The following is a 19,106-nucleotide window of genomic DNA, read 5'->3' on the forward strand; positions in this document are numbered from 1 at the left end:
CTTCGTTCCTATCGCGGTAGGCAACCCTGCCGCCCCTGCAGCTCGAACTTACTCACTCTAGACCAAGCGATGGCACCGTTCCTGCAATCAGGCCGAGTGATTCAGCACGCTACGGAAGCGCCCTGTCATCATCCCAACAACCGCCACACCAACGGCAGGAACAGCGAGGTGAATACGCCCGTCAGGCTCATGCCGAGCGAGGCGAAGGCACCGGCGGTGGGGCCGAGTTCGAAGGCACGCACGATACCAATGGCGTGGCCGTTCACGCCGAGGGCGAAGCCGAGGATGCGCTTGTCGGTGACCTTGAGCAGGCGGGCCAGTAGCGAGACGAAAATGGTGGTCAGCACACCGGTGATGAGCAGCCCGCCCAACATCAGCGAAAGCGAGCCGCCGATCTGCTCGATGATGCCCATGGCCAAGGGCGCGGTGACCGACTTCGGTGCCAGCGAGGCCAGCACGTCAGGTGGCGCCCCCAGCAGCCAGGCGATCAGCACGGCATAGAGCGCGGCCAGCACGGCGGCGAGCGGCACGCAACAGAGAATCGGCTTCCATAGTGCGAAGATATGCTGCCGCTGCTGGTAGAGCGGCACCGCCAGGGCGACCGTGGCGGGGCCAAGCAACAAGGTCAGCCAAGCGACATTGCGTTGATAGTCGGCGAAATCGAAGCGCAGCAGCCACAGGCTGGCCGCCGTGAGCACGGCGCCGAACAGTACCGCCGGGCACCAGCTCGGCCGGCCCATCCGTTCGAACAGATGGATGCCGCCCAGGTAGGCGGCAAGGGTCAGCGCAACGGCGAGTATCGGCGTGTTCAGTAGGGAGGCGTGCAGCTCGCTCATGGCTGGCGCCCCTGCTCATCGGCGTTAACGGCTTCCCGGGGCATGAAGCGCCGCATCAGCCAGAGCGTGGTCAACACGCTGAGGAAAGTGCCTATGCCCAAGGCGACCATGATCGCCGTCCAGTGACCGGCGAACTCGTCGATCACGAAGAACACGCCCACCACACCGGGCATGATCAACATGGCGAGCAGGGGAATCAGTGCCTGGCTCGCCATGGCCACGCTCTCGTTCAGGCGTCGCTTCGCGAGCAGCCAGGCCAGCAGCAACAGCAGCCCCGCCATCGCGTGGGAGATCGGAAGCGAGAGCAGCTCGACCACGGCATGGCCGAGCAGTTGGAAACCGAGCAGCCACAGGAACCCACGCAACAACTTCATGCCATCTCCATGCAAGCCGGGAAAGTGTCCGCTTGCGGCTGCACGAAACGAACGGCAGCCGACGAAGCCGAGAACGGGACATCGCGAAAAGATTAACATGCTACCGTTCGCGCGTGGACGGCCTCGACTCCGCGCCTGCGTTTCCGCCGCCCCAGTAAGCGTTCACCCACCCAAAAAACCCCATGGCCTGGTGCGCTCGGCTCGAGCGGCTGCCCGACGCATGGAGGCGGTCACGCCGCTCACGGCGTTTCGAGTGGCTCGGCCCGGTAGGCCTCATGCAGCAGTTCGACAAACGCAGCCGCCTGGGGCATCGGCACGCCGCCGATCCGGCTGGCGGCGATGCCCGGCGTCCAGGAATTCATCACGACGGCTCCCGCCAGGATCGGCAGGTCGGCCGACGTCACGATTCGATCGCGCTGCGGGATACCCAGGCGATCCAACTGCCGGCGCAGGATGCCCATGGTGGTGCCGTAGAGCTTTTCCGCCTGCGGCCATATCACCGCCTCACCGTCCCAGAAGGCGAGATTCCATATCGTTCCTTCACTGAACCGGCCCATACGGTCGACGAAGGCCGCATCATCGAAGCCTTGCTCCGCGGCACGGCGAAGAAAGTAGGTCTTGGCCAACTCGCCGACATGCTTCACTGCGGGCAGCGTTCGCTCATACTCGTACGTCGCGAGCCTCAGCGGGCCCTGCGGTCCAGACGAAGGTGGGCTTGTTCGTACCAGCACCTCAGGCGTTACCTCGGGGCCGGCCACGGTGAATTCGCCCGCGGGCGAATACACCGTGGCCACCAGGGAAAGATCGTCGGGGCCCGCCGCGATCGCCGTTCGCAGGTAGCGCCGGATCTCGTCATCGGGCAGTGCCTGGCCAAACATTTCGTGCGACGCCAGGCGAAGCCGCTCCAGATGGAGGTCCAGCCCACGCACCCTACCCCCGCGCACCTGCATGGCCGTGAAGTGGGCATAGCCGGCGAACGACAGCGGTGAGAGCCGTTCCACCGTCGCTTCCCTTCCGTTGCACTGCGTGACATGGGCTTCCGGACTTGCGGTCATTTCGTTCACTCCTGGGTTCAAGGTTCGGCCCATGGTCTTGCGTTGACGCCTCCTTGAGAAACGAGTATTTCTCGATGCATCCTCAAACTTGGCTTGAAGATCGATGAGCAGTCGACTGTTACCCGGCACCCGTGCACTGAGAACGTTCGAAGCCGCCGGCCGGCACTTGAACTTCACCCGTGCGGCCGAAGAGTTGGGATTGACGCCGGCGGCGGTCAGTTACCAGATAAAGGAGATGGAGGAGCAGCTGGACATCACGCTGTTCACCCGCACCAGCCGGAGTATGCGGCTCACACCGGCCGGGGCGGTGGTTTTCGAGGCGGCAAGCGAGGCCTTGGAAAGCCTGCGGCACGCCGTCGGCCGCGCGAGGCGCATGACGCGGGAATCGGGGCCGCTACGTCTGACGCTGGGAGCTCGCTTCGCGACGAATTGGCTGCTGCCCCGGCTTGCCCGGCTACGGGAATCGGTCCCTTCTCTCGAATTGTCGTTCGACACCACCGATGAAGTGCGCGACTTCGATCTCGACGAAGTGGACGTCGCCATTCGATTCGGCACCGGCCGCTACGCGAACACCCGGTCGGATCATCTGTTCGAAACGTCTGTGGTGCCGGTCTGCAGCCCGACGCTGCTCGAAGCCGACCCCGACCTGAAGACACCAGGGGACCTGCTGCGTCATACGCTCTGCTACGTGGACTGCCGCGTGGGGGGCAAGGCTTGGCCGAACTGGCCGATGTGGATGGCGGCCGCGGGAATCGATGATTTCGATGGCAGCCGCTGCGTGGGCTTCTCCGACGTCAGTCATGTCGTGCAAGCGGTGCTCGACGGCGGCGCCGTGGGGCTCGCCGAGCCGGCCATGATCGCCGGCGAACTCTCCCAAGGTCGGCTGGTTCGGCTATTCGATGTCAGCCTTGAGGTAGCACCGGACTACGCCTATTACTTGGTCTATCCCGAGAGCAGCGCCCAAGACCCTCGCATCCAGGCGTTTCGCGAATGGTTGTTCGAGGAGGCGGGTCATATGGCTCCCTACTCGTCCTTCGGCCCGATCCAGACGAAGGGATTGTGCGCCACCTCCCAGAGATAGCCGTCCGGGTCGGCGAAATAGCCCGAGTAGCCGCCCCAGAAGACCTTCTGGCCGGGCTTGACCAGCGTGGCGCCGGCGGCCACGGCCTGTTCCAGCAGCTCGTCGACCTCTTCATCCGAGGCCAGGTTGTGCGCCAGCGCGATGCCGGTGAATCCGCTGCCTTCAGGAGATATACCCGCATCCTCGGCCAGCGCGTCGCGGCCGTAGAGCGCCAGCCAGGTGCCGTTCAGGGTGAAGAAGGCCACTTCCGGCGGCGACTCCATCCTGGGAAGCCCCAGCCCCTGCTCATAGAACCGGATCGATGCCTGCAGGTCGCGGACGCCGAGCGTAATCATGCTGATCCTGGGTTTCATGTGTCCCCTCCCCTTGCCGAATGGGATAACCGGAATCGTCTTGCCGCCTCATCGCTAACCGTAATGCGCCCTGTCGGTTTCCGCCATGCCTGCCCACTCGTTTCGTCACGGGCGAGGCGTCGCGTCGGGCAGGGCCCGCGCGGCGAACATCCAGGCCGGCAACTGGGCCCGTTGCAGCCAGGGCAACCTGGCCAGCAGCGCGATGACCACCAGCGCGAAGCCAAGCCGTGCCCACAGCAGGCCGGAGAGATCGGCACCCAGTAGCAAGATCAACAAGGTATCCTCGATCAGGCTATGGCAGAGACCGAGGAAGCTTAGCGTAAGCAGGATGTCCCGCGGGGTCAGGCGGCCGGAATGCGCCTCGCGCAGCAGCAGGCCGGCACCGAAGCTCAAGCCCAGCGTAATGCCGATGACGGTGATGTTCGCTCCCGCCGGACCGATGCCCAGCAGGCGCAGCAACGGAAACAACAGCTTGTGAATCAGCCGCTCGACCCTGAGCCAGCGCAGCAGTTGAAGAAGTGCCATCAATCCCAGGATTACCACGAAGATGGTGGCCAGGGTGATAGCCTGGTCCTGCAGCCAGGCCGTCAGCGAGGCGTCCCGCGGCGCCGGTTCCCAGGCGACGCGGTTGGCGTGCTGCAGCCAGCCCCCCAGCGAGTAGCTCAGGTGCAGCAGCCAGCCCAGCAACCAGGCGCCGCCCACCCGCAGCAGCAGCGTCAGCCACCAGGGCACGCCGGCCTTGCGCGCCACCGCCCCTTCCACCGGCAACGAGTGGCCCACTGCCATCAGTGCCCCTAGTACCGTCACCTGGGCCACGCTAAGCGCCGTGTCCCGCGTGACTTCAAAGAAGATGACCAACCCGGTGTAGATGTTGGTCAGCAGCGTGGCGGCCCACACCATGCTGAGCGGCTCGGGCAGGCCGAGAGGCGACATCAGCGGCGAGAGCCAGTGCCCCAGTTGCTCGGTCATGCCCAGCATCTCGAGCGCCTTTACGATCACCAGCGCCGGCACCATGACTTTGAGCAGGGTCAGGTAGACCGCCCAGGCTTCGCGCAGCAGTTGCCGAGCCGACCGCAAGCAGAGGGAAATTCTTCGCTGTGACATGGTACCGGGTTCCGAAAACTGGATGAGGTAGCTTACTTTACGCATGTGCCGAACCAAGCGATGGCTTTTTCGGGCTCGAGCGAGAAGAATGGGCTTTTTTAAGCGAGGCGGGAGACATTTTCTGCACTATGGACAGACTCGACCTGAAAATCCTCGACCAGTTGCAGCAGGATGCCAGCCTGACCAATCAGGCGCTGGCGGAACACGTCGGGCTCTCGCCCTCGGGCGAAGGCGTACAGAAGTTCCGCACGCTGATTTCGCGAAAACGCAACAAGTTCGAGACCCGGCTACCGCTGGGCGTGTAGCGCCAACTCCCTTGGTGCCCCCGGCTCCTTCCCGGCCGGCTAACGCTTCACTGCGATATCGAAATGAAGCACGTCCTCGCGAACGCCGAGTGACGAGTAAAGCGCAATGGCGGGCGCATCGCCCAGGTCCGCCTGCACGTAGATGACATAAGCGCCCCGCTGCGCCGCAATGACTTTGAGATGCTCGATCAAGGCGGTAGCAATGCCCTCACGCCGGTGCGCTTCCGCTACCGCCAGGTCGTAGATATAGATCTCGCTGCGCTCCTGCTCGAACTTCACGAGCTCGTAGGCCGCCAGTCCTCCCACCACTTCGTCATCCTTCAGCGCCGCCAGGGCAATGAAGGTATCGCTGCCGAGCAGGCGCTGCATGTAGTCCTGGCCGGGGCGGGCCTTGGTGTAGGTAGCCACCTCACCGAAGGCTTCACCCAACATGGACAACAGGTCATCCATCAACACCGTGTCATGGCGCAACAGGCGCTTGATGTCGCACTTGGCTGACGCATCCATCGCTCACCTTTCGGTTGGTTGAGATTGAGCTCCGCTTGGTAAGCTTCGTCATGAACGATGCGATCGTCTATGCTCAAGCTTTACCTCTCGCACGGACGCGATGTCGTATATGTCTCGATTTCATCTGACCTCAGCGAGGGATTGGCTCGATCGCCTGGATCATTCTCGTCATGCCCTCCCCCTGCTGTTTGTGGCCTCGATGCTTGAGACGCTGCTGATCCCCATCCCCATCGAGATCATCCTCATCCCGTGGATGCTATGCCACCCCTACCGCAAGTGGACGGTTGCCGGGGTCGCGCTCGCCGGCAACTTGACGGCTGCCTCGCTGGGCTATGCCTTGGGCGTCTTCGCCATGGACCAATGGGGGCAGCAACTGGTGGGTCTCTTCGGTAGCCAGGAGGCCTTCGATGCGTTCCGTGAACGGCTGCAGGCGGAAGGGTTCATGGCCGTGGCAACCATCGGTATCGTTCCGATTCCCTTCCAGATCGCCATGCTGGGAGCCGGCGCAAGCGGCTACCCTTTTCCCCTCTTCCTGCTGGCGGCGATGCTGGGGAGAGGCATCCGCTACTTCGGCCTGGCGCTGCTCGTCACCCTGGTGGGCGATGCCACCATGCGCCTGTGGCAACGCCACGCTCGAACCGTGGGCCTGATTGGCGTGGTGCTGTGTGCCATCTGGGTGTGGTATGAGATGACGGCCTGACGATTCGCGGAGGCGGTGATCGGATCCGTGGACGCCCTATTCGCGCCGCGCGACAAGTAACCCGGCCCCGGCGTTGGCCAACAGTCCTGCGCATCCGCGATTGAACAGCTGCCGCATGGCGGGGCGTGAGAACCACTGCCGCAGGAAAGCCCCCACGTAGGCATATCCGGCAATCGCCACCCACTCAAGCAGCAGGAAGAGCCCACCGAGTACGGCAAACTGCCATGCGACGGAACCAGCCGGATCGACGAACTGCGGTAGAAACGCGGTGAATATGAGAATGGCCTTGGGGTTGCCCGCTGCCAGCAGGAATTCCTGACGCGCCAGACCTGACAGGCTGCGCTGTCGCTCTTCTACCGCCAATTCTTCGTCAGAATCGGCATACCAGAGCTGATAGGCCAACCAGAACAGATAGGCAGCGCCCAGCAGCTTGACGACCAAGAACAGTTTTTCGGAAGCATGAAGTACCGTTGCCAACCCGGATGCCGCCAGCGCAATCATCATTACGAACGCCGTCAAGCGACCGATACCCGCTAAGCAGGCAACGCTGACACCGTATCGCTTGGCATTGCTCATCGAAAGCAGATTGTTCGGCCCCGGCGCTAAATTCAGCGCGAAGCAAGCCGGTACGAAAAGCAGTAATGTCGTCAGGTCCATGTTGGTATCCTGCTTGGTCGGCGGCACCACCGACGTGCGCGTCAGTACATCGAGCCGGCACGTTGCGCCTGCTGGCGCAGCCGCTCGAATTCCTCGTTGCTCACGGCATTTCGGTCGGCATCGAGTACATGCCCGCCGATGGCGGCAATCGATTGGGTAATCCGTATCAGGGTGTCGGGGTTGCGCGCAACGCTACGCTTGTTGATGAAATGAATCAGGATGGAAACGCCGTGGACGATGGGCTGGTCGTCGCCCTTGTGGATGGGCGGCAACATGCCGGGAGGTGACGAATTGGCAATGGTCAGCTTGTACCCGGCAAGCGGGTCGCGAATCTTGTAAACGCCGAGCTTGGTATCATAGCGTGCGTTGAACTCCTTGAGCAGCCGGGCGAGACGGCGGTTGGTGTCCAGCCCCGGCCAGTCGAGAATCACGAATAGGCACTGCTTGATCTCGGTGCCCGAGCTTACCTCGAACCGGTGACGTGGCGTCGTCGTTTCCTCCGCGGCCGTAGGCATCGCTTTTCGCGTCGGTGAAGGGGAGGGTATGGTGGGCCGAGTGGGTATAGCCGGACTGTTCGGCGTGCGCGCTGTCGGCGTTACCGATGACCCCGGTGTCTCTCGTGCCCGACGGCTGCGCAGAAACGCCACCAGGCATACCAGCGCTAGCAACAGCGCCACCCCCGCTACGATCAGTACCCCAATGACCGGATCCATCCCGTTCTCCCCTTCGCCAACCCCGCGATATGCCGCCTCCTGCCTTCAGCCGGTTGCCGGAGCGAAAGAGGGACCTGCGGGCCATCTGGTTCTGTGCGGCTTCGATACTGTGCCGATCGGACACGTCCAGATTACTCCTTGGTGTCATATGTCACCAGACTGTTTCCTAACGTTAACCCAGCCTCCATTTCCTCGCCATACGTTGGCTACAGCCTAAAGACCTGCCCCTTTTCGGGCTTTGCCGCACGGTTCAATGCCCGCGACACTCGCTGCGTAACCGGCTTCGGCAGCTAGCGTTGAAGTATTTCGATGGCGACTCGCGCCGGCAGGCTCCATGCTAGGGGTGTCCAGAGCGAAAGGGAGGTATCTTCCGTTTTACGTGACACTGGCCATCGACAAGCCGGCCTACCTGCCACGGAACGACGTGAGGGCCAGTGTCGTCAGGTGCCGTCTACTCAGGAGCGATGCCCCGATGGTACGACTCGACAAGAAAGCCAAGCGGCTTTATGTGCTGGACACCAACGTCCTGCTGCACGACCCCGCTGCCCTGTATCAGTTCGAGGAGCACGAAGTGGTCATACCGATGACCGTGCTCGAGGAACTCGACAAGCTAAAGAACGGCCTGCGCGAGATTGCCCGCACCGCCCGCCAGGTCAGCCGTACCCTCTCCGATCTCACCAACCAGGTCACTTTCGACGAGATTCAGCAAGGCATTCCGATCCCACGCGCCGGTGGCCATACCCTCGGCAAGCTGCGCTTTCTCTGCTACCCCGAACTGAAACCGCTGGAACACCTGGAGGACAGCCCCGACAACGTTTTGCTGGCCGAGACCTGCCGTCTGCGCGATGAGCGCACGGACGCCTCGGTGATTCTCGTCACCAAGGATATCAACCTGCGGGTCAAGGCCGCCGCACTGCACGTGCCGGTAGAGGATTACCTGACCGACCGTGCCTTCAGCGACAGCGATGCCATGCCCGAAGGCGTACGCATCTATCCGGATGCCGAAGGACGCAGCGGCCCCTGGGGCCGGCTCGACGTCAACGTCGAGGTGGAGCGGGTCGACCATCATACCTTCTATCGGCTGGAGGGCCGCGTGCCGAGCGATTGGCATCTGGGCATGCTGGTGTCCGACAGCGAGAACGGCGCCAGCTTCGAGGCGATCGTTCGCGAGATGTCGCCCAGCCAGGCACGACTCCAGCTCTTGACCAACTACCGCCACAAGGATGGTGTGTGGGGCGTGCATGCCCACGACAGCCGCCAGAACTTCGCCCTCAATCTGCTCATGGACGACGACATCGACCTGGTCACCATCGCCGGCAGCGCCGGCACCGGCAAGACCTTCATGACCCTGGCGGCGGCCTTCCAGCAGACGCTGGATGCCAAGCGATTCGAGCGGATCGTCTTTACCCGGGCACCGATCTCGATGAGCGAGGACATCGGCTATTTGCCCGGCACCGAGGAGGAGAAAATGTCGCCGTGGATGGGCGCCTTCCATGACAACATGGACAACCTGCTGCGCGACGAACATGACGGCAGTACCAGCTGGAGCCAGGACGCCACGCGCAGCCTGATCGGTTCCCGCGTGCAGATTCGCGCCCCCGGTTTCATGCGGGGACGCACCCTGAACGATACTTTCTTGATCATCGACGAGGCTCAGAACTTCACACCCAAGCAACTCAAGGCCCTGCTCACCCGCGCCGGACGCAACACCAAGATCGTCTGCCTGGGCAATGTCGGGCAGATCGACACGCCCTATCTCACCGCCAATACCTGCGGCATGGCGGCTGTGGTGGAACGCTTCAGCAACTGGGCGCATGCCGGCCACGTGACCCTGCGCAGCGTGGAACGCTCGCGCCTAGCCCTGGCCGGGGAAGAACTGCTCTGAACCGAGCGCCGGGCCTGGGATTATCCAGGCCCGACTCCCACCAGGCTCCCCAACCAGAAGCCAAGCAGCAAGAGTCCCCCCACGCTCACCATCAACGGAATCGCCAGCCGCCGGAAGTGAGACTCGAAGTGGGTCAGATCGTCCAGGGCGGCTATCATGCGTCGCTCCCTTTTACCGAAGGCGCTGCGTACCCCCGCGTTCCATGCTTCCAGCGAGGCGCTGAGCGCCGCCAACCCCGCCAGGACCCAGCGTGCCAAGGCCGCGTAGCTCCACCACAGATCGCCCGCTTGCAGGCGAGACAGGACACGCGGCTCGCCGTGCCTCAGCGAAGCCGCCACCAGTACCAGCCCGGCCAGTCCCAGCCCCAACGCCGCCGGCCACAGCAGCCCCGGCAGATCGGCCAGCGGCGGCCAAGGCACATGCTTGCCCAAGGGCAGCCACAGCGGTACGCCGGCCGCCAGCATCACGCCGACCAGCCAGGCCAGCGCCATGGGCGAGCGCCAGGCGATGGCGGGCTCTCCGCGCTCCTGCCACTGCCGCCACAGCGCCCGCGTCATTAACACGGTAGTGCCCACCGCCGCCACGCTGAGCCATGTCGCAAGCGTCGCATGGTCGCTGTCGTGCAATGCCTTTTTCATGAATTCCTTGGCCATGAGTCCCGATGCGAAGGCACCGGAAAGCGACAGGGCCGGTAGTGTCAGCAACGCCCCTGTCAGCCAGGCCGGGAGACGCGGCGGATGTTCGCTGATGCCCACGCCGAGGAACAGGGCGCCTTTGGTCATACCGTGATGAGCGGCGAACAGAGTCACCGCGGGAGCCAACGCGGGCCAGAGCGCCGGCGCGCTCAGCCCCGCCCCCACCAATGACGCGATCATGCCCAGTTGACTGACGCTGGAGTAGGCCAGCACGGCCTTGGGCTGGCGCTGGGCCACGCCCAGCAGCGCGGCCGCGAAGGCTCCCGCCAGCCCCGCCACGATGATGACCTCGCCCAGTGGGGCGAGCCCCGCCTCGGCACTCCCCAGCGGCAGCGTACTCAGCCAGCCCAGCAGCCCCGCCTTGACCATGACCCCGCTGAGCACCGCGCTGGCCGGCGTGGGCGCTACCGGATGCGCCAGCGGCAGCCACACGTGCAGGCCCGCCACGCCGGCTTTGACCCCGAATCCCAGCCACAGCAGGGTGGCCATCCACAGGCCCTGTTCGGCCTCGGTCACGGACGCGCGCAGCTCGGTCAACGTCAGCGCTTCTCCGCTGCCCGCTGCCCACAACAGGCCGGCGAGAATCATCGCCTCGCCCAGTAGCGCCATGACGAGGTAGGCGAAGCCGCCGTGGCGGGCTTCGCGCTCGCCCGTATGTACCACCAGGCCGTATGCGGACAGCGTCATCGTCACGAAACCGAGATAGAAACTGGGAATGTCCTCGGCCACGATCAGCAGCAGGTTGCCGGCGAGTGTCAGCGGCCATAACAGGGCGAATCTCAGCAGGCGGCGGAATTCGCCATCGTCGTGCGCCGTGCCGTGCCGTTCCTCGGCCAGATAGCCGCGCGCGTACCAGCCGGCCACCCCCCACAGCAGCGCGGCGAACAGCAACCAGGGACGACGTGCCTCGTCGAGTTGCCACAGCCCACCCAGCATCCAGCTCTCCACCGCCAGTTCCGACTCGCCGGGCCAAAGCGCCAGCAGAATGGCCGGCAAGGGGGCCGAAACCCACCAGGCATCGAGCAGCGGCGGCCGCGGTCCGAGCCGTTGCGGGTCGCTCTGCTGAACGGCAAACCAGAGCGAACTGCGCAGCAACAGCAGCAATGGCCAGATCGGCACGAGGGCAAGCAGAATCTCTCTCATGGCCGATACTCCCCGTTGGCCATGAAGATAGCCAGATCCAGCGGGCTGAAGGCGACGCCCGCCAGCAGCCCCGTCGCCAGACTGAACATCGCCGTGGCGGCTGTGGGTAGCAGCAGCCAGGTGCTGGTCTCGAAGCGGCCCAGGTTACGCTCCTCCGGCCACCGACCCCTACCGTGCGCCGGGCCCGGCCGGAACCACAGCCGGTGCACGATCGGCAGGAAATAGGCCGCATTGAGCAGACTGCTGGCGACCAGTACGACAATCACCCAGGGCATGCCGGACTGCAGCGCGCCCATGCCCAGGTACCACTTGGTGATGAAACCGGCCACCGGTGGCATGCCGATCATGCCCAATGCCGCCACGGTGAAGGCCAGGCTGGTCATCGGCATACGCCGCCCGGCGCCGTCCAGCTCGTCGATACGATGGATGCCGAGCTCCTCGGCGTAGTTGCCCGCACAGTAGAACAGCGTGACCTTCATCAGCCCCTGGTGCAGCAGGTGCGACAGCCCCGCAATCGTGCCGAAGGGGCCGAACAGGCTGATGCCGAGAATGATGTAGGAGACCTGGCTCACCGTGGAGAAGGCCAGACGCGGCTTGAGTTCCTGCTGCGACAGGGCGCGCACGGAACCGTAGAGAATGGTGACGACGGCAATGCCCGTCAGCAGCGACAGCAAACCCAGCTCGTGGCTCAGGCCGATACCGTAGACATCATAGACCAGCCGCACGATACCGAACGCCCCCGCCTTGACCACCGCCACCGCATGCAGCAGCGCGCTCACCGGTGCGGGGGCCACCATGGCCCGCGGCAGCCAGCCGTGCAGCGGCACCAGGGCCGCCTTGACCCCAAGCCCCATCAGCAACACCACGAACAGTACGATCAGCATCGGGTGGGCGTCCGGCCCCAGGTCGGCCAGCATCTCGCGCTGCCCGAAGGACACATCCCCCACCAGCACGTGCATGGCGACCACGCCGAGCAGCAGCACCAAGCCGCCGGTCAGGGTGTAACGCAGGTAGATCGTGCCCGCTCTCAGGGCTGCCGGATGACCGCGATGCACCACCAGCGGATAGGTGGAGAGCGTGAGCATCTCGTAGAACAGCAGGAAGGTGAACAGGTTGCCGGCCAGGGCGATACCCACGGTGCTGGCTATGCACAGCCCGAAGAAACCGAAGAAGCGCTTGCGGTTGGGAGAGTCCTCGAGATAGCCGATGGCATAGGCCGTGGTGGCCAGCCACAGCAGCGCCGACAGGCCGGCGAACATCAGGCCCATGGCATCGACCTGGAGCAGGAAGCTGGCGCCTTCCACCACGGTGAAACGGAAGCTGTAATCGCGCCCTTGGTAGAGCCCGAATACCATAACTATCACCATCAGCAGCTTGAACAGCGCCGCGCCCAGGTTAACCACCGCCCGCGCCCGCCAGGCACGCTCCGGCAAGGCGAAGATCACCGGCACCACCAGCAGCGAAGCGGCCAGGGCGATGACCGGCAGCCAGGCCTGGCTCATGACTCCCCTCCTGCCGCCCGCAGCAGCGACAGCGGCCACTCCGCTACCAGCCCCAGCAACAGCGAGGCCAGCGCCAGCACAAGCGCGACCGCATCCATGCTCCAGGGCACCGGGCGAAAATCGAGCGAGGGAGCGTCCTCGACGAAGGAGTAGCGGAACACACGGAAGACATAGGCGGCGCTGAGCAGCGTGCCCGCGGCCAGCACCGCCAGCCAGATCCACTGACCGGCCATCAGGGCGGCGTTAAGCAGCAGCCACTTGGCGGTGAACCCCATGCTCGGCGGCAGCCCGACCAGACTGATCGCGGCGATGCCGAAACTGAGCAGGGCGAGCGGAAAGCGACGGCTGGCGCCGGCCAGCTCCCGGAGGTGCGACTTGCCGGTGGCCAGCACCAGATTGCCGGCGGCGAGGAACATGGCCGCCTTGGCTATGCCATGAGCGGCCAGCTGCAGCCAGGTACCCTCCCAGGCAACGGCGGCCACGGTCGAATCGGTGCCCACCAGCAGCGGAAAGCCCAGCAGCAGGTAGCCCAACTGCGAGACAGTGGACCACGCCAGCATGTCCTTGAGCTTGGCTGCCCGCCACGCCATCACCCCACCCCACACCACGGCGGCGGCAGCCAGTCCGCCGACCAACCAGGCAGCCGGCGCCGACCGAGGTGTCAGCACCAGCCACAGCTGCAGCGCGATGAAGAAGGAAGCCTTGATCACCAGACCGGCATGAAGTGCGCTGATCGGTGTCCACGCCGCGGCGTGAACCGGTGCCAGCCAGGCGTGCAGCGGAAACGCCGCCGCCTTGAGCAGCAAGCCAGCGCTGAGCAGCGCCACCGCCACCCACAGCAGCGGCCCCGGCTCGGCGGCTTCGGTCAACCCCGCGAGATCGAGCCTGCCCCAGGCACCCAGCAGCAGTGCGATCCCGAGCAAGAAGGCCAGCGATCCGATGAGCGCCAGCAGCAGGTAGCGCAGCCCCGCCACCAGGGCATCGGCCTTTCCCGGAAGTAGCATCAGCCCGACGGCGACCAGCCCCATCAGTTCCAGGCCGAAATAGAGCAGTAACAGGTCGGCGGCGAGCCAGATCAGCGAGAGGCTGGTGGCCAGCAGCCCCAGCAGCGGCCAGAACCAGGCCTGACGACGCGCAGGCGCCTGCACGTCCACGCGAAGGTAGGTGGGGGCGTAGAGGGCGCTGGCCAGCAGGATGGCCTGGGTCAGCAGCAGCATCAACAACGCCAGGCCATTGACCCGCCAGTATAGAGACAAGGGTCCCAGCGGAACCGTCCAGACCCGCCCCTCGCCAGCGACTTGCAGAAAGAGCCAGCCCAGCGCCAGCAGTGGCAGCACCCCGACCACAGCCACCGGCCAGCCCCGTGCGGGGCGTGCCAGTCCCCCGAGCAGTCCCAGCAGCAGCGGCAGCCCGAGCACGCCGCCCAACGCCGCCAACTCTTCCGCCTGGGCGGGAAGCGCATTGCTCACCAGGCCCAGGCGCTCGATCATATGGCGTGTCCACCGGCGGCGTGCTGCCTGCCGTGCTGGGCCTCCAAGGCCTCGAGGCGTCGTATCAACAACGCCCCCAGCGCGGTACCCAGCATGGCCACGACCAAGCCCGTGATGATCAACCCATGCGCGGCCGCGCGCTCGGTCTCATCGGCCAGCGATACCAGAATCAGAAAGATACCGGTCCCGATGACGTTGAACCCCAGCAGGCGACGAATCAGATGGCGATGCAGGGCGAAGGCCCACAACCCCAGGCCGAGCAGCCCCATACCGCAGGACCAGAGCGCCACCGAGGCGCGACCCTCGGCCAGGTCTTCCAGCGCGAGGCCGAGCATGGCGAGCATGGCCAACGCCGGCAGCAGGCGCATCAGGGCACGCCCGCGCGGTGGAGGGTGATCGTGCCAGCCTGCCAATAGCCCACTCGGCCTCTTGGCGGTGGGGCCAACACCCAGCGCATGGAAGAGAAAGGCACCGGTCAGTACCGCGCCAAGCAGGAGCTCGATCGAGGCCAGCCAGGGAAATCCCATCCACCACCAGGAGAACGACACGGTCAAGGCAAACAGCACGAACCATGTGCAGGCTCGTACCAGATGCCGATTGAACAGCGTCAGCGCGCCCAGCAGCAGAAGACTGGCGACCAGCAGTATCTCCATGAGGAGCGACGGCATCCTGCCGTCCTCTTAGTGATGCCTGCGGTTGACGACTTCTTCGATCATGGCTTCGAGTTCGTCGCTCGGCCCCTGTTCAAGCAGGGTCTCGGCCTCGTGGTAGAGGCACAGGAACCGCTTACAGGAAGCACAGAACACCTTGTCGTCCGGGTTGTGTACCTTGGACACGCGATAGAGATGGCTGCCGCAGCTAGGGCACGCTACGGGAAGGCGAATATCCTCGGAAATGTCGGGCATCATCACAGACTCCTTGTGCTGATTGGCTAGGCATTACCTTTCTACCTTGGGTCGCAACCGGTCCGAGTTCAAGGTCATGACGCAACTCCCGCTTGTCGATGCCCAAGCTGACGGCACTGTCGATCTCCCTTTCCGACGCCCCCGGCATCGGTAGTGCCGTCATCCGCGCAGGTTCAAGGGGTCGCTCCGGCCACCTTGCCTCAGGCGGCAAGTCGCAAACCGACGTTGAGCAGGGCCAGACTCGCCAGCAGAATGAGGACGTTGAGTCCCATCAGCGGCAGCAGCGGCGCGAGTTCGCCCTGCGCCACCTCGGCCGGCAACCGCCACAGACCCCGTACCAGCCAGACCAGCGCCGGCAGTGCCAACCCTATCAGCCAGGCGGTGTTGGGCAGCGCACCGGCCAGCCATGCCAGCGGCACCAGGCCAAAGGCCACGGCGAGCAAGGTTGCCGCCAGTCGGGCCGCTCCTCGGGCTCCCAGGCGGATCGCCAGATGATCACGCCCCACCCGGCGGTCGGGCTCGATATCGGGCAGTTGATTGATCAGCAGCAGCGCGCTGACCATCAGCGTCGGCGGTAGCGACGCCGCCATCGCCGTGGCCGAGAGCGTGCCGGTCAGCGCCTGGTAGGCGCCGAGCACCATCAGCAGGCCGAACCCGGCACCGGGCGCCAGCAGGCAGAGCCAGGGCCGGCGGGTCAGCCAGCCGGTATAGGCGATGACCAAGGCGAGCCCCAGCATGCCGTATACCAGCATGACCGGCCCCACCCGCCACACGAACCAGATGCCGATTCCCACCACACCGGCCACGCAGGCCAGCGCCGCCGCCCGCACGGTGCCGGCGGCCTCGGGACGTTCCGGCAATGCCCCACTGCCTCCCGAGAAGGGAGTGCGCTCGGTCATGTCGTCAAGCCCGGTATGAAAATCGTGATGCTCGTTGAACAGGTTGACGGCGGCGTGAGCCAGGAGCGCACCGATCAGCACCAACATCACGTCGAGCCGGGCCACTGCGTGGCCGTCGGCCCACGCGGCGTTAATCGCCAGCCCCGCGCACAGCGGGGCCAGGATGAGGAAGCGGGGCCGGCTACTGCGTAGCCAGGCAGGCAGCGCGGCGGCCGCGGCGTGGCTGGCCATGACGCTCAGCTCAGTCGTGCATTCAGCCATTCGGCGATGTCGCCGATCTGCTGAGGACACACGGCGTGAGCCATGGGGTAGCTACGATAGTCAACCGGATAGCTCAGCGTCCGCAGGCGGTCGCAGGCGGCCTTGCCCAGCGACTCGGGCACCACCGGATCGTAGGAGCCGTGATGGATCTCGATCGGCAGTTCGCGATTGGCCTCGGCCAGGGTGATAGTGTCGGCGGTGGCGAAGTAGGTCGACAGGGCCAGCAGCCCGCCCAGCGGCGCCTCGAACGAGAGCGCCGCCTGGTAGGCCACGGCGCCGCCCTGGGAAAAGCCGGCGAGAATGATGCGACGACTGTCGATGCCGAGTTCGATCTGCTCCTGCATCAGCACCTGGATGCGCTCGGCGGAAGCCACCAGCTGCGCCGTGTCGACACGGCGATCGAGGCTCATCTCGTGGATGTCGTACCATGCCGGCATCACCATGCCGCCATTGATGGTCACCGGCAGCCGCGGCGCATGGGGCAGGATGAAGCGGACGTCGAGACCGGCCCTCAACGGCAGCGCCGGCACCAGGGGCTCGAAATCGCGGCCGTCGGCGCCCAGCCCGTGAAGGATGAAGACACAGGCATCGGCCGACCGGCCGCTCTTCGGTTCGATGATCAGTTCACCGGGGTCGCTCATGGGCGTTGCTTCCGTTCTGGTGGATCGCGAAAGCCGTCACCCTACCGCAAACCGCGAACGACGGCGAGATACCTGCGCCTCAGAACGGCCAGATGAGCGGTATCAGCGGCAGCGCCACGGCGGCCGTGAGCACATTGAGCCACCCACCGACGCGCAGGAAATCGGAGAAGCGGTAGCCGCCGGGGCCGTGCACCATCAAGTTGGTCTGATAGCCGATCGGCGTGAGGAAACTCGCCGAGGCGGCGAACATCACCGCCACCACGAACGGCATGGGGCTGACGCCGAGGCTCTCGGCGCTGGCCATTACCACGGGAAAAGTGATCACGGCGGCGGCGTTGTTGGTCACCAGCTCGGTGAGCAGCGCCACCAGCAGGTAGGTACCGATCAGCAGCAACCACGGATCGCCGCCGGCGAAACCGAGGGCTAGGTCCGATAGCGCGGCCGCCGCCCCCGACGCCTCCAATGCGGCACCCAGCCCGAAGGAAGCGGCTATGGTCAGCAGCACTTGGGTGTCGAGCCCGCGCTTGGCCGCCCCCACCGAACAGCAACCCGTGATCAGTGCCAGCGCCGCGCCCAGCATGGCGGCGTTCATCATGCTCATTACCCCGAAGCTGGCAAGTGCCACCACGCCGAGCAGGATGCTCCAGGCCAGCGGGGCCTTCTCGTGAACCGGCCGGGCCTGACCGTTGAGCTGACTGATCAACAGGAAGTCGCGCGACTGGCGGTGACGCTCGATGAAGGGCGGTCGCGCCTCCAGCAGCAGCACGTCGGCCGGCTGCAAGCGCACCTGGCCCAGGTTGCCGGCGACCCGCTCGCCACCGCGACACACCGCGAGCACGGCGGCGCCGTAGAGGGTGCGAAAGTGGCCGTCGCGGATCCGCTGCCCAACGAACTGGCACTGGTCGGAAACCACGGCCTCCACCAGGCGGCGCTCCTTGAAGTCCTTTTCCAGGCTCGATTCGCCGTGGCGCGACGGCACCAGGCCACGAATCTGCTGCAGTTCCACTGCGCCATCGCTGGTGCCGGCAAAGACCAGACGGTCGCCGCCCTTGAGCCGCTCCCCGGGGCCGACCACGCTGACCACGTTACCGTCTCGTTCGATCTCGACCAGGAACAGTTCCCGCAGGTGACGCAGCCCGGCCTCCTCCACGGTGCGATTGACCAGCGGCCCCGCAGGATCGACCTCCATTTCGATGGTGTATTCCCGCGGGTTATCGAAAGCGGTGCCCACGTCGCGCCGTGCCGGCAGCAGGCGCGGCCCCACTAGCATCAGGTAGAGCAGCCCAACCACGGCCACCGGCACCCCCACCCAGGCGATATCGAACAACCCCATGGCCAGGTCGGGATAGCGCTCGAGCAACAGCCCGTGCACCACCAGGTTAGTGCTGGTACCGAACAGGGTAATGGTGCCTCCCAGGATGGAGGCGAAGCTGAGCGGCATCAGCAGGCGCTGGGCCGGCAGCCGCAGGCGGCGACTCCAACTGAGCACCGCGGGAATGTAGGTGGCGACGATGGGAGTGTTGTTGAGAAACCCGCTGAGAGCGGCCACCGGCAGCAGCAAGCGAGCCAGCGCACCGCTCTCACCGCGCGGGCGGCCCAGCACGTAGCGGATGATCAGATCGATACCACCGGTCTCGCGGATGCTCGCCACCAGCACGTACATGAAGGCCACCGTGAACAGACCCGTACTGGAAAATCCGCCGAGCGCCTGCGACGGCTCGATCACGCCCAGCGTCAGCAGCACGATGACCGCCCCCAGCAGAATGATATCGGGGCCCAGGCGGGAAAAGGCCATCAGCGGGAAAGCGGCGAGAACGACGGTGAGCGAGAGCCAGGCATCCAGCGACATAGAGGTGTCCGAGCGACATTGAGCCTCTATTGTGAACGCCGAACCTTATACGAAAAAGTTATTTTTGGAAATTCTGAAATAACTTTAAGGAATAAAAGAAAGCGTCTTGCCACTCGAAGGGACCAGTGGATTGACGCTCCATAACGAAAAG

20 protein-coding genes are annotated in these 19,106 nt (G+C 65.0%); 4 read left to right on the forward strand and 16 right to left on the reverse strand.

The window, feature by feature from the left end; translation table 11 throughout:
- Positions 1–128: 128 nt before the first annotated feature.
- The 3 genes from F0A17_RS19015 to F0A17_RS19025 form a co-directional block, all read right to left on the reverse strand.
- Positions 129–836, reverse strand: a complete 708-nt coding sequence (locus F0A17_RS19015) for an LrgB family protein (RefSeq protein WP_149329943.1) — start codon at positions 834–836, stop codon at positions 129–131.
- A complete protein-coding gene (locus F0A17_RS19020; RefSeq protein WP_149329944.1) occupies positions 833–1,210 on the reverse strand; it encodes a CidA/LrgA family protein in 378 nt (125 codons plus the stop codon). Before F0A17_RS19020 ends, F0A17_RS19015 begins: the two co-directional genes overlap by 4 nt.
- A 239-nt stretch (positions 1,211–1,449) precedes the next feature.
- Positions 1,450–2,265, reverse strand: coding sequence for an aminotransferase class IV family protein (locus F0A17_RS19025; protein WP_149329945.1), 816 nt, complete (start codon positions 2,263–2,265; stop codon positions 1,450–1,452).
- A gap of 103 nt (positions 2,266–2,368) precedes the next feature.
- Between F0A17_RS19025 and F0A17_RS19030 the strand changes: the two genes are divergently transcribed.
- Positions 2,369–3,346, forward strand: a complete 978-nt coding sequence (locus F0A17_RS19030; protein ID WP_149329946.1) for a LysR substrate-binding domain-containing protein — start codon at positions 2,369–2,371, stop codon at positions 3,344–3,346.
- Here the strand turns inward: F0A17_RS19030 and F0A17_RS19035 are convergent.
- A complete protein-coding gene (locus tag F0A17_RS19035; protein ID WP_149329947.1) occupies positions 3,289–3,699 on the reverse strand; it encodes a VOC family protein in 411 nt (136 codons plus the stop codon). The two genes, F0A17_RS19030 and F0A17_RS19035, sit on opposite strands and share 58 nt — an antisense overlap.
- A gap of 105 nt (positions 3,700–3,804) precedes the next feature.
- A complete protein-coding gene (locus tag F0A17_RS19040) occupies positions 3,805–4,803 on the reverse strand; it encodes a nucleoside recognition domain-containing protein (protein ID WP_149329948.1) in 999 nt (332 codons plus the stop codon).
- 128 nt (positions 4,804–4,931) lie between these two features.
- Here F0A17_RS19040 and F0A17_RS21040 point away from each other — a divergent pair, with 128 nt between their 5' ends.
- Entirely contained in the window at positions 4,932–5,108 is a 177-nt protein-coding gene (locus F0A17_RS21040) for an Lrp/AsnC family transcriptional regulator (RefSeq protein WP_149329949.1), read from the forward strand.
- Between the two features lie 39 nt (positions 5,109–5,147).
- On the opposite strand, the gene F0A17_RS19050 is transcribed toward F0A17_RS21040, so the two are convergent.
- Positions 5,148–5,615, reverse strand: coding sequence for an AAC(3)-I family aminoglycoside N-acetyltransferase (locus tag F0A17_RS19050; protein WP_149329950.1), 468 nt, complete (start codon positions 5,613–5,615; stop codon positions 5,148–5,150).
- A 109-nt stretch (positions 5,616–5,724) separates the two neighbouring features.
- On the opposite strand from F0A17_RS19050, the gene F0A17_RS19055 reads away from it, so the two are divergent.
- Positions 5,725–6,315 carry a YqaA family protein gene (locus F0A17_RS19055; protein WP_228716967.1) on the forward strand — a complete coding sequence of 197 codons (591 nt, stop codon included), beginning with the start codon at positions 5,725–5,727 and terminating at the stop codon, positions 6,313–6,315.
- Between the two features lie 36 nt (positions 6,316–6,351).
- On the opposite strand, the gene F0A17_RS19060 is transcribed toward F0A17_RS19055, so the two are convergent.
- Positions 6,352–6,972, reverse strand: a complete 621-nt coding sequence (locus F0A17_RS19060) for a LysE family translocator (protein ID WP_149329952.1) — start codon at positions 6,970–6,972, stop codon at positions 6,352–6,354.
- Positions 6,973–7,013: 41 nt separating this feature from the next.
- Entirely contained in the window at positions 7,014–7,685 is a 672-nt protein-coding gene (locus F0A17_RS19065) for a cell division protein ZipA C-terminal FtsZ-binding domain-containing protein (protein ID WP_149329953.1), read from the reverse strand.
- A gap of 472 nt (positions 7,686–8,157) precedes the next feature.
- Here F0A17_RS19065 and F0A17_RS19070 point away from each other — a divergent pair, with 472 nt between their 5' ends.
- Positions 8,158–9,570 carry a PhoH family protein gene (locus tag F0A17_RS19070; RefSeq protein ID WP_149329954.1) on the forward strand — a complete coding sequence of 471 codons (1,413 nt, stop codon included), beginning with the start codon at positions 8,158–8,160 and terminating at the stop codon, positions 9,568–9,570.
- Positions 9,571–9,590: 20 nt separating this feature from the next.
- Here the strand turns inward: F0A17_RS19070 and F0A17_RS19075 are convergent, their stop codons facing one another.
- From F0A17_RS19075 to F0A17_RS19110, 8 genes are all read right to left on the reverse strand, one after another.
- Positions 9,591–11,408, reverse strand: a complete 1,818-nt coding sequence (locus tag F0A17_RS19075; protein ID WP_149329955.1) for a complex I subunit 5 family protein — start codon at positions 11,406–11,408, stop codon at positions 9,591–9,593.
- On the reverse strand, positions 11,405–12,910 hold the full coding sequence (locus F0A17_RS19080) for a proton-conducting transporter transmembrane domain-containing protein (protein WP_149329956.1): 1,506 nt from the start codon (positions 12,908–12,910) through the stop codon (positions 11,405–11,407). Before F0A17_RS19080 ends, F0A17_RS19075 begins: the two co-directional genes overlap by 4 nt.
- On the reverse strand, positions 12,907–14,400 hold the full coding sequence (locus tag F0A17_RS19085; RefSeq protein WP_149329957.1) for a complex I subunit 5 family protein: 1,494 nt from the start codon (positions 14,398–14,400) through the stop codon (positions 12,907–12,909). Before F0A17_RS19085 ends, F0A17_RS19080 begins: the two co-directional genes overlap by 4 nt.
- Entirely contained in the window at positions 14,397–15,068 is a 672-nt protein-coding gene (locus F0A17_RS20725; protein WP_223111578.1) for an NADH-quinone oxidoreductase subunit K, read from the reverse strand. Before F0A17_RS20725 ends, F0A17_RS19085 begins: the two co-directional genes overlap by 4 nt.
- Positions 15,069–15,080: 12 nt before the next feature.
- Positions 15,081–15,308, reverse strand: coding sequence for a hypothetical protein (locus tag F0A17_RS19095; protein WP_149329958.1), 228 nt, complete (start codon positions 15,306–15,308; stop codon positions 15,081–15,083).
- 197 nt (positions 15,309–15,505) lie between these two features.
- Positions 15,506–16,465: a prenyltransferase gene (locus tag F0A17_RS19100; RefSeq protein WP_228716968.1), complete on the reverse strand. Its 960-nt coding sequence runs from the start codon at positions 16,463–16,465 to the stop codon at positions 15,506–15,508.
- The gene (locus F0A17_RS19105) at positions 16,441–17,106 is read right to left on the reverse strand and encodes an alpha/beta hydrolase (RefSeq protein ID WP_149329960.1); all 666 of its coding nucleotides are present in this window, start codon (positions 17,104–17,106) and stop codon (positions 16,441–16,443) included. Before F0A17_RS19105 ends, F0A17_RS19100 begins: the two co-directional genes overlap by 25 nt.
- Positions 17,107–17,185: 79 nt before the next feature.
- A complete protein-coding gene (locus tag F0A17_RS19110) occupies positions 17,186–18,955 on the reverse strand; it encodes an SLC13 family permease (protein WP_149329961.1) in 1,770 nt (589 codons plus the stop codon).
- Positions 18,956–19,106 lie beyond the last annotated feature (151 nt).

It is taken from the genome of Billgrantia pellis (assembly GCF_008297955.1).
Lineage (GTDB): Bacteria > Pseudomonadota > Gammaproteobacteria > Pseudomonadales > Halomonadaceae > Halomonas > Halomonas pellis.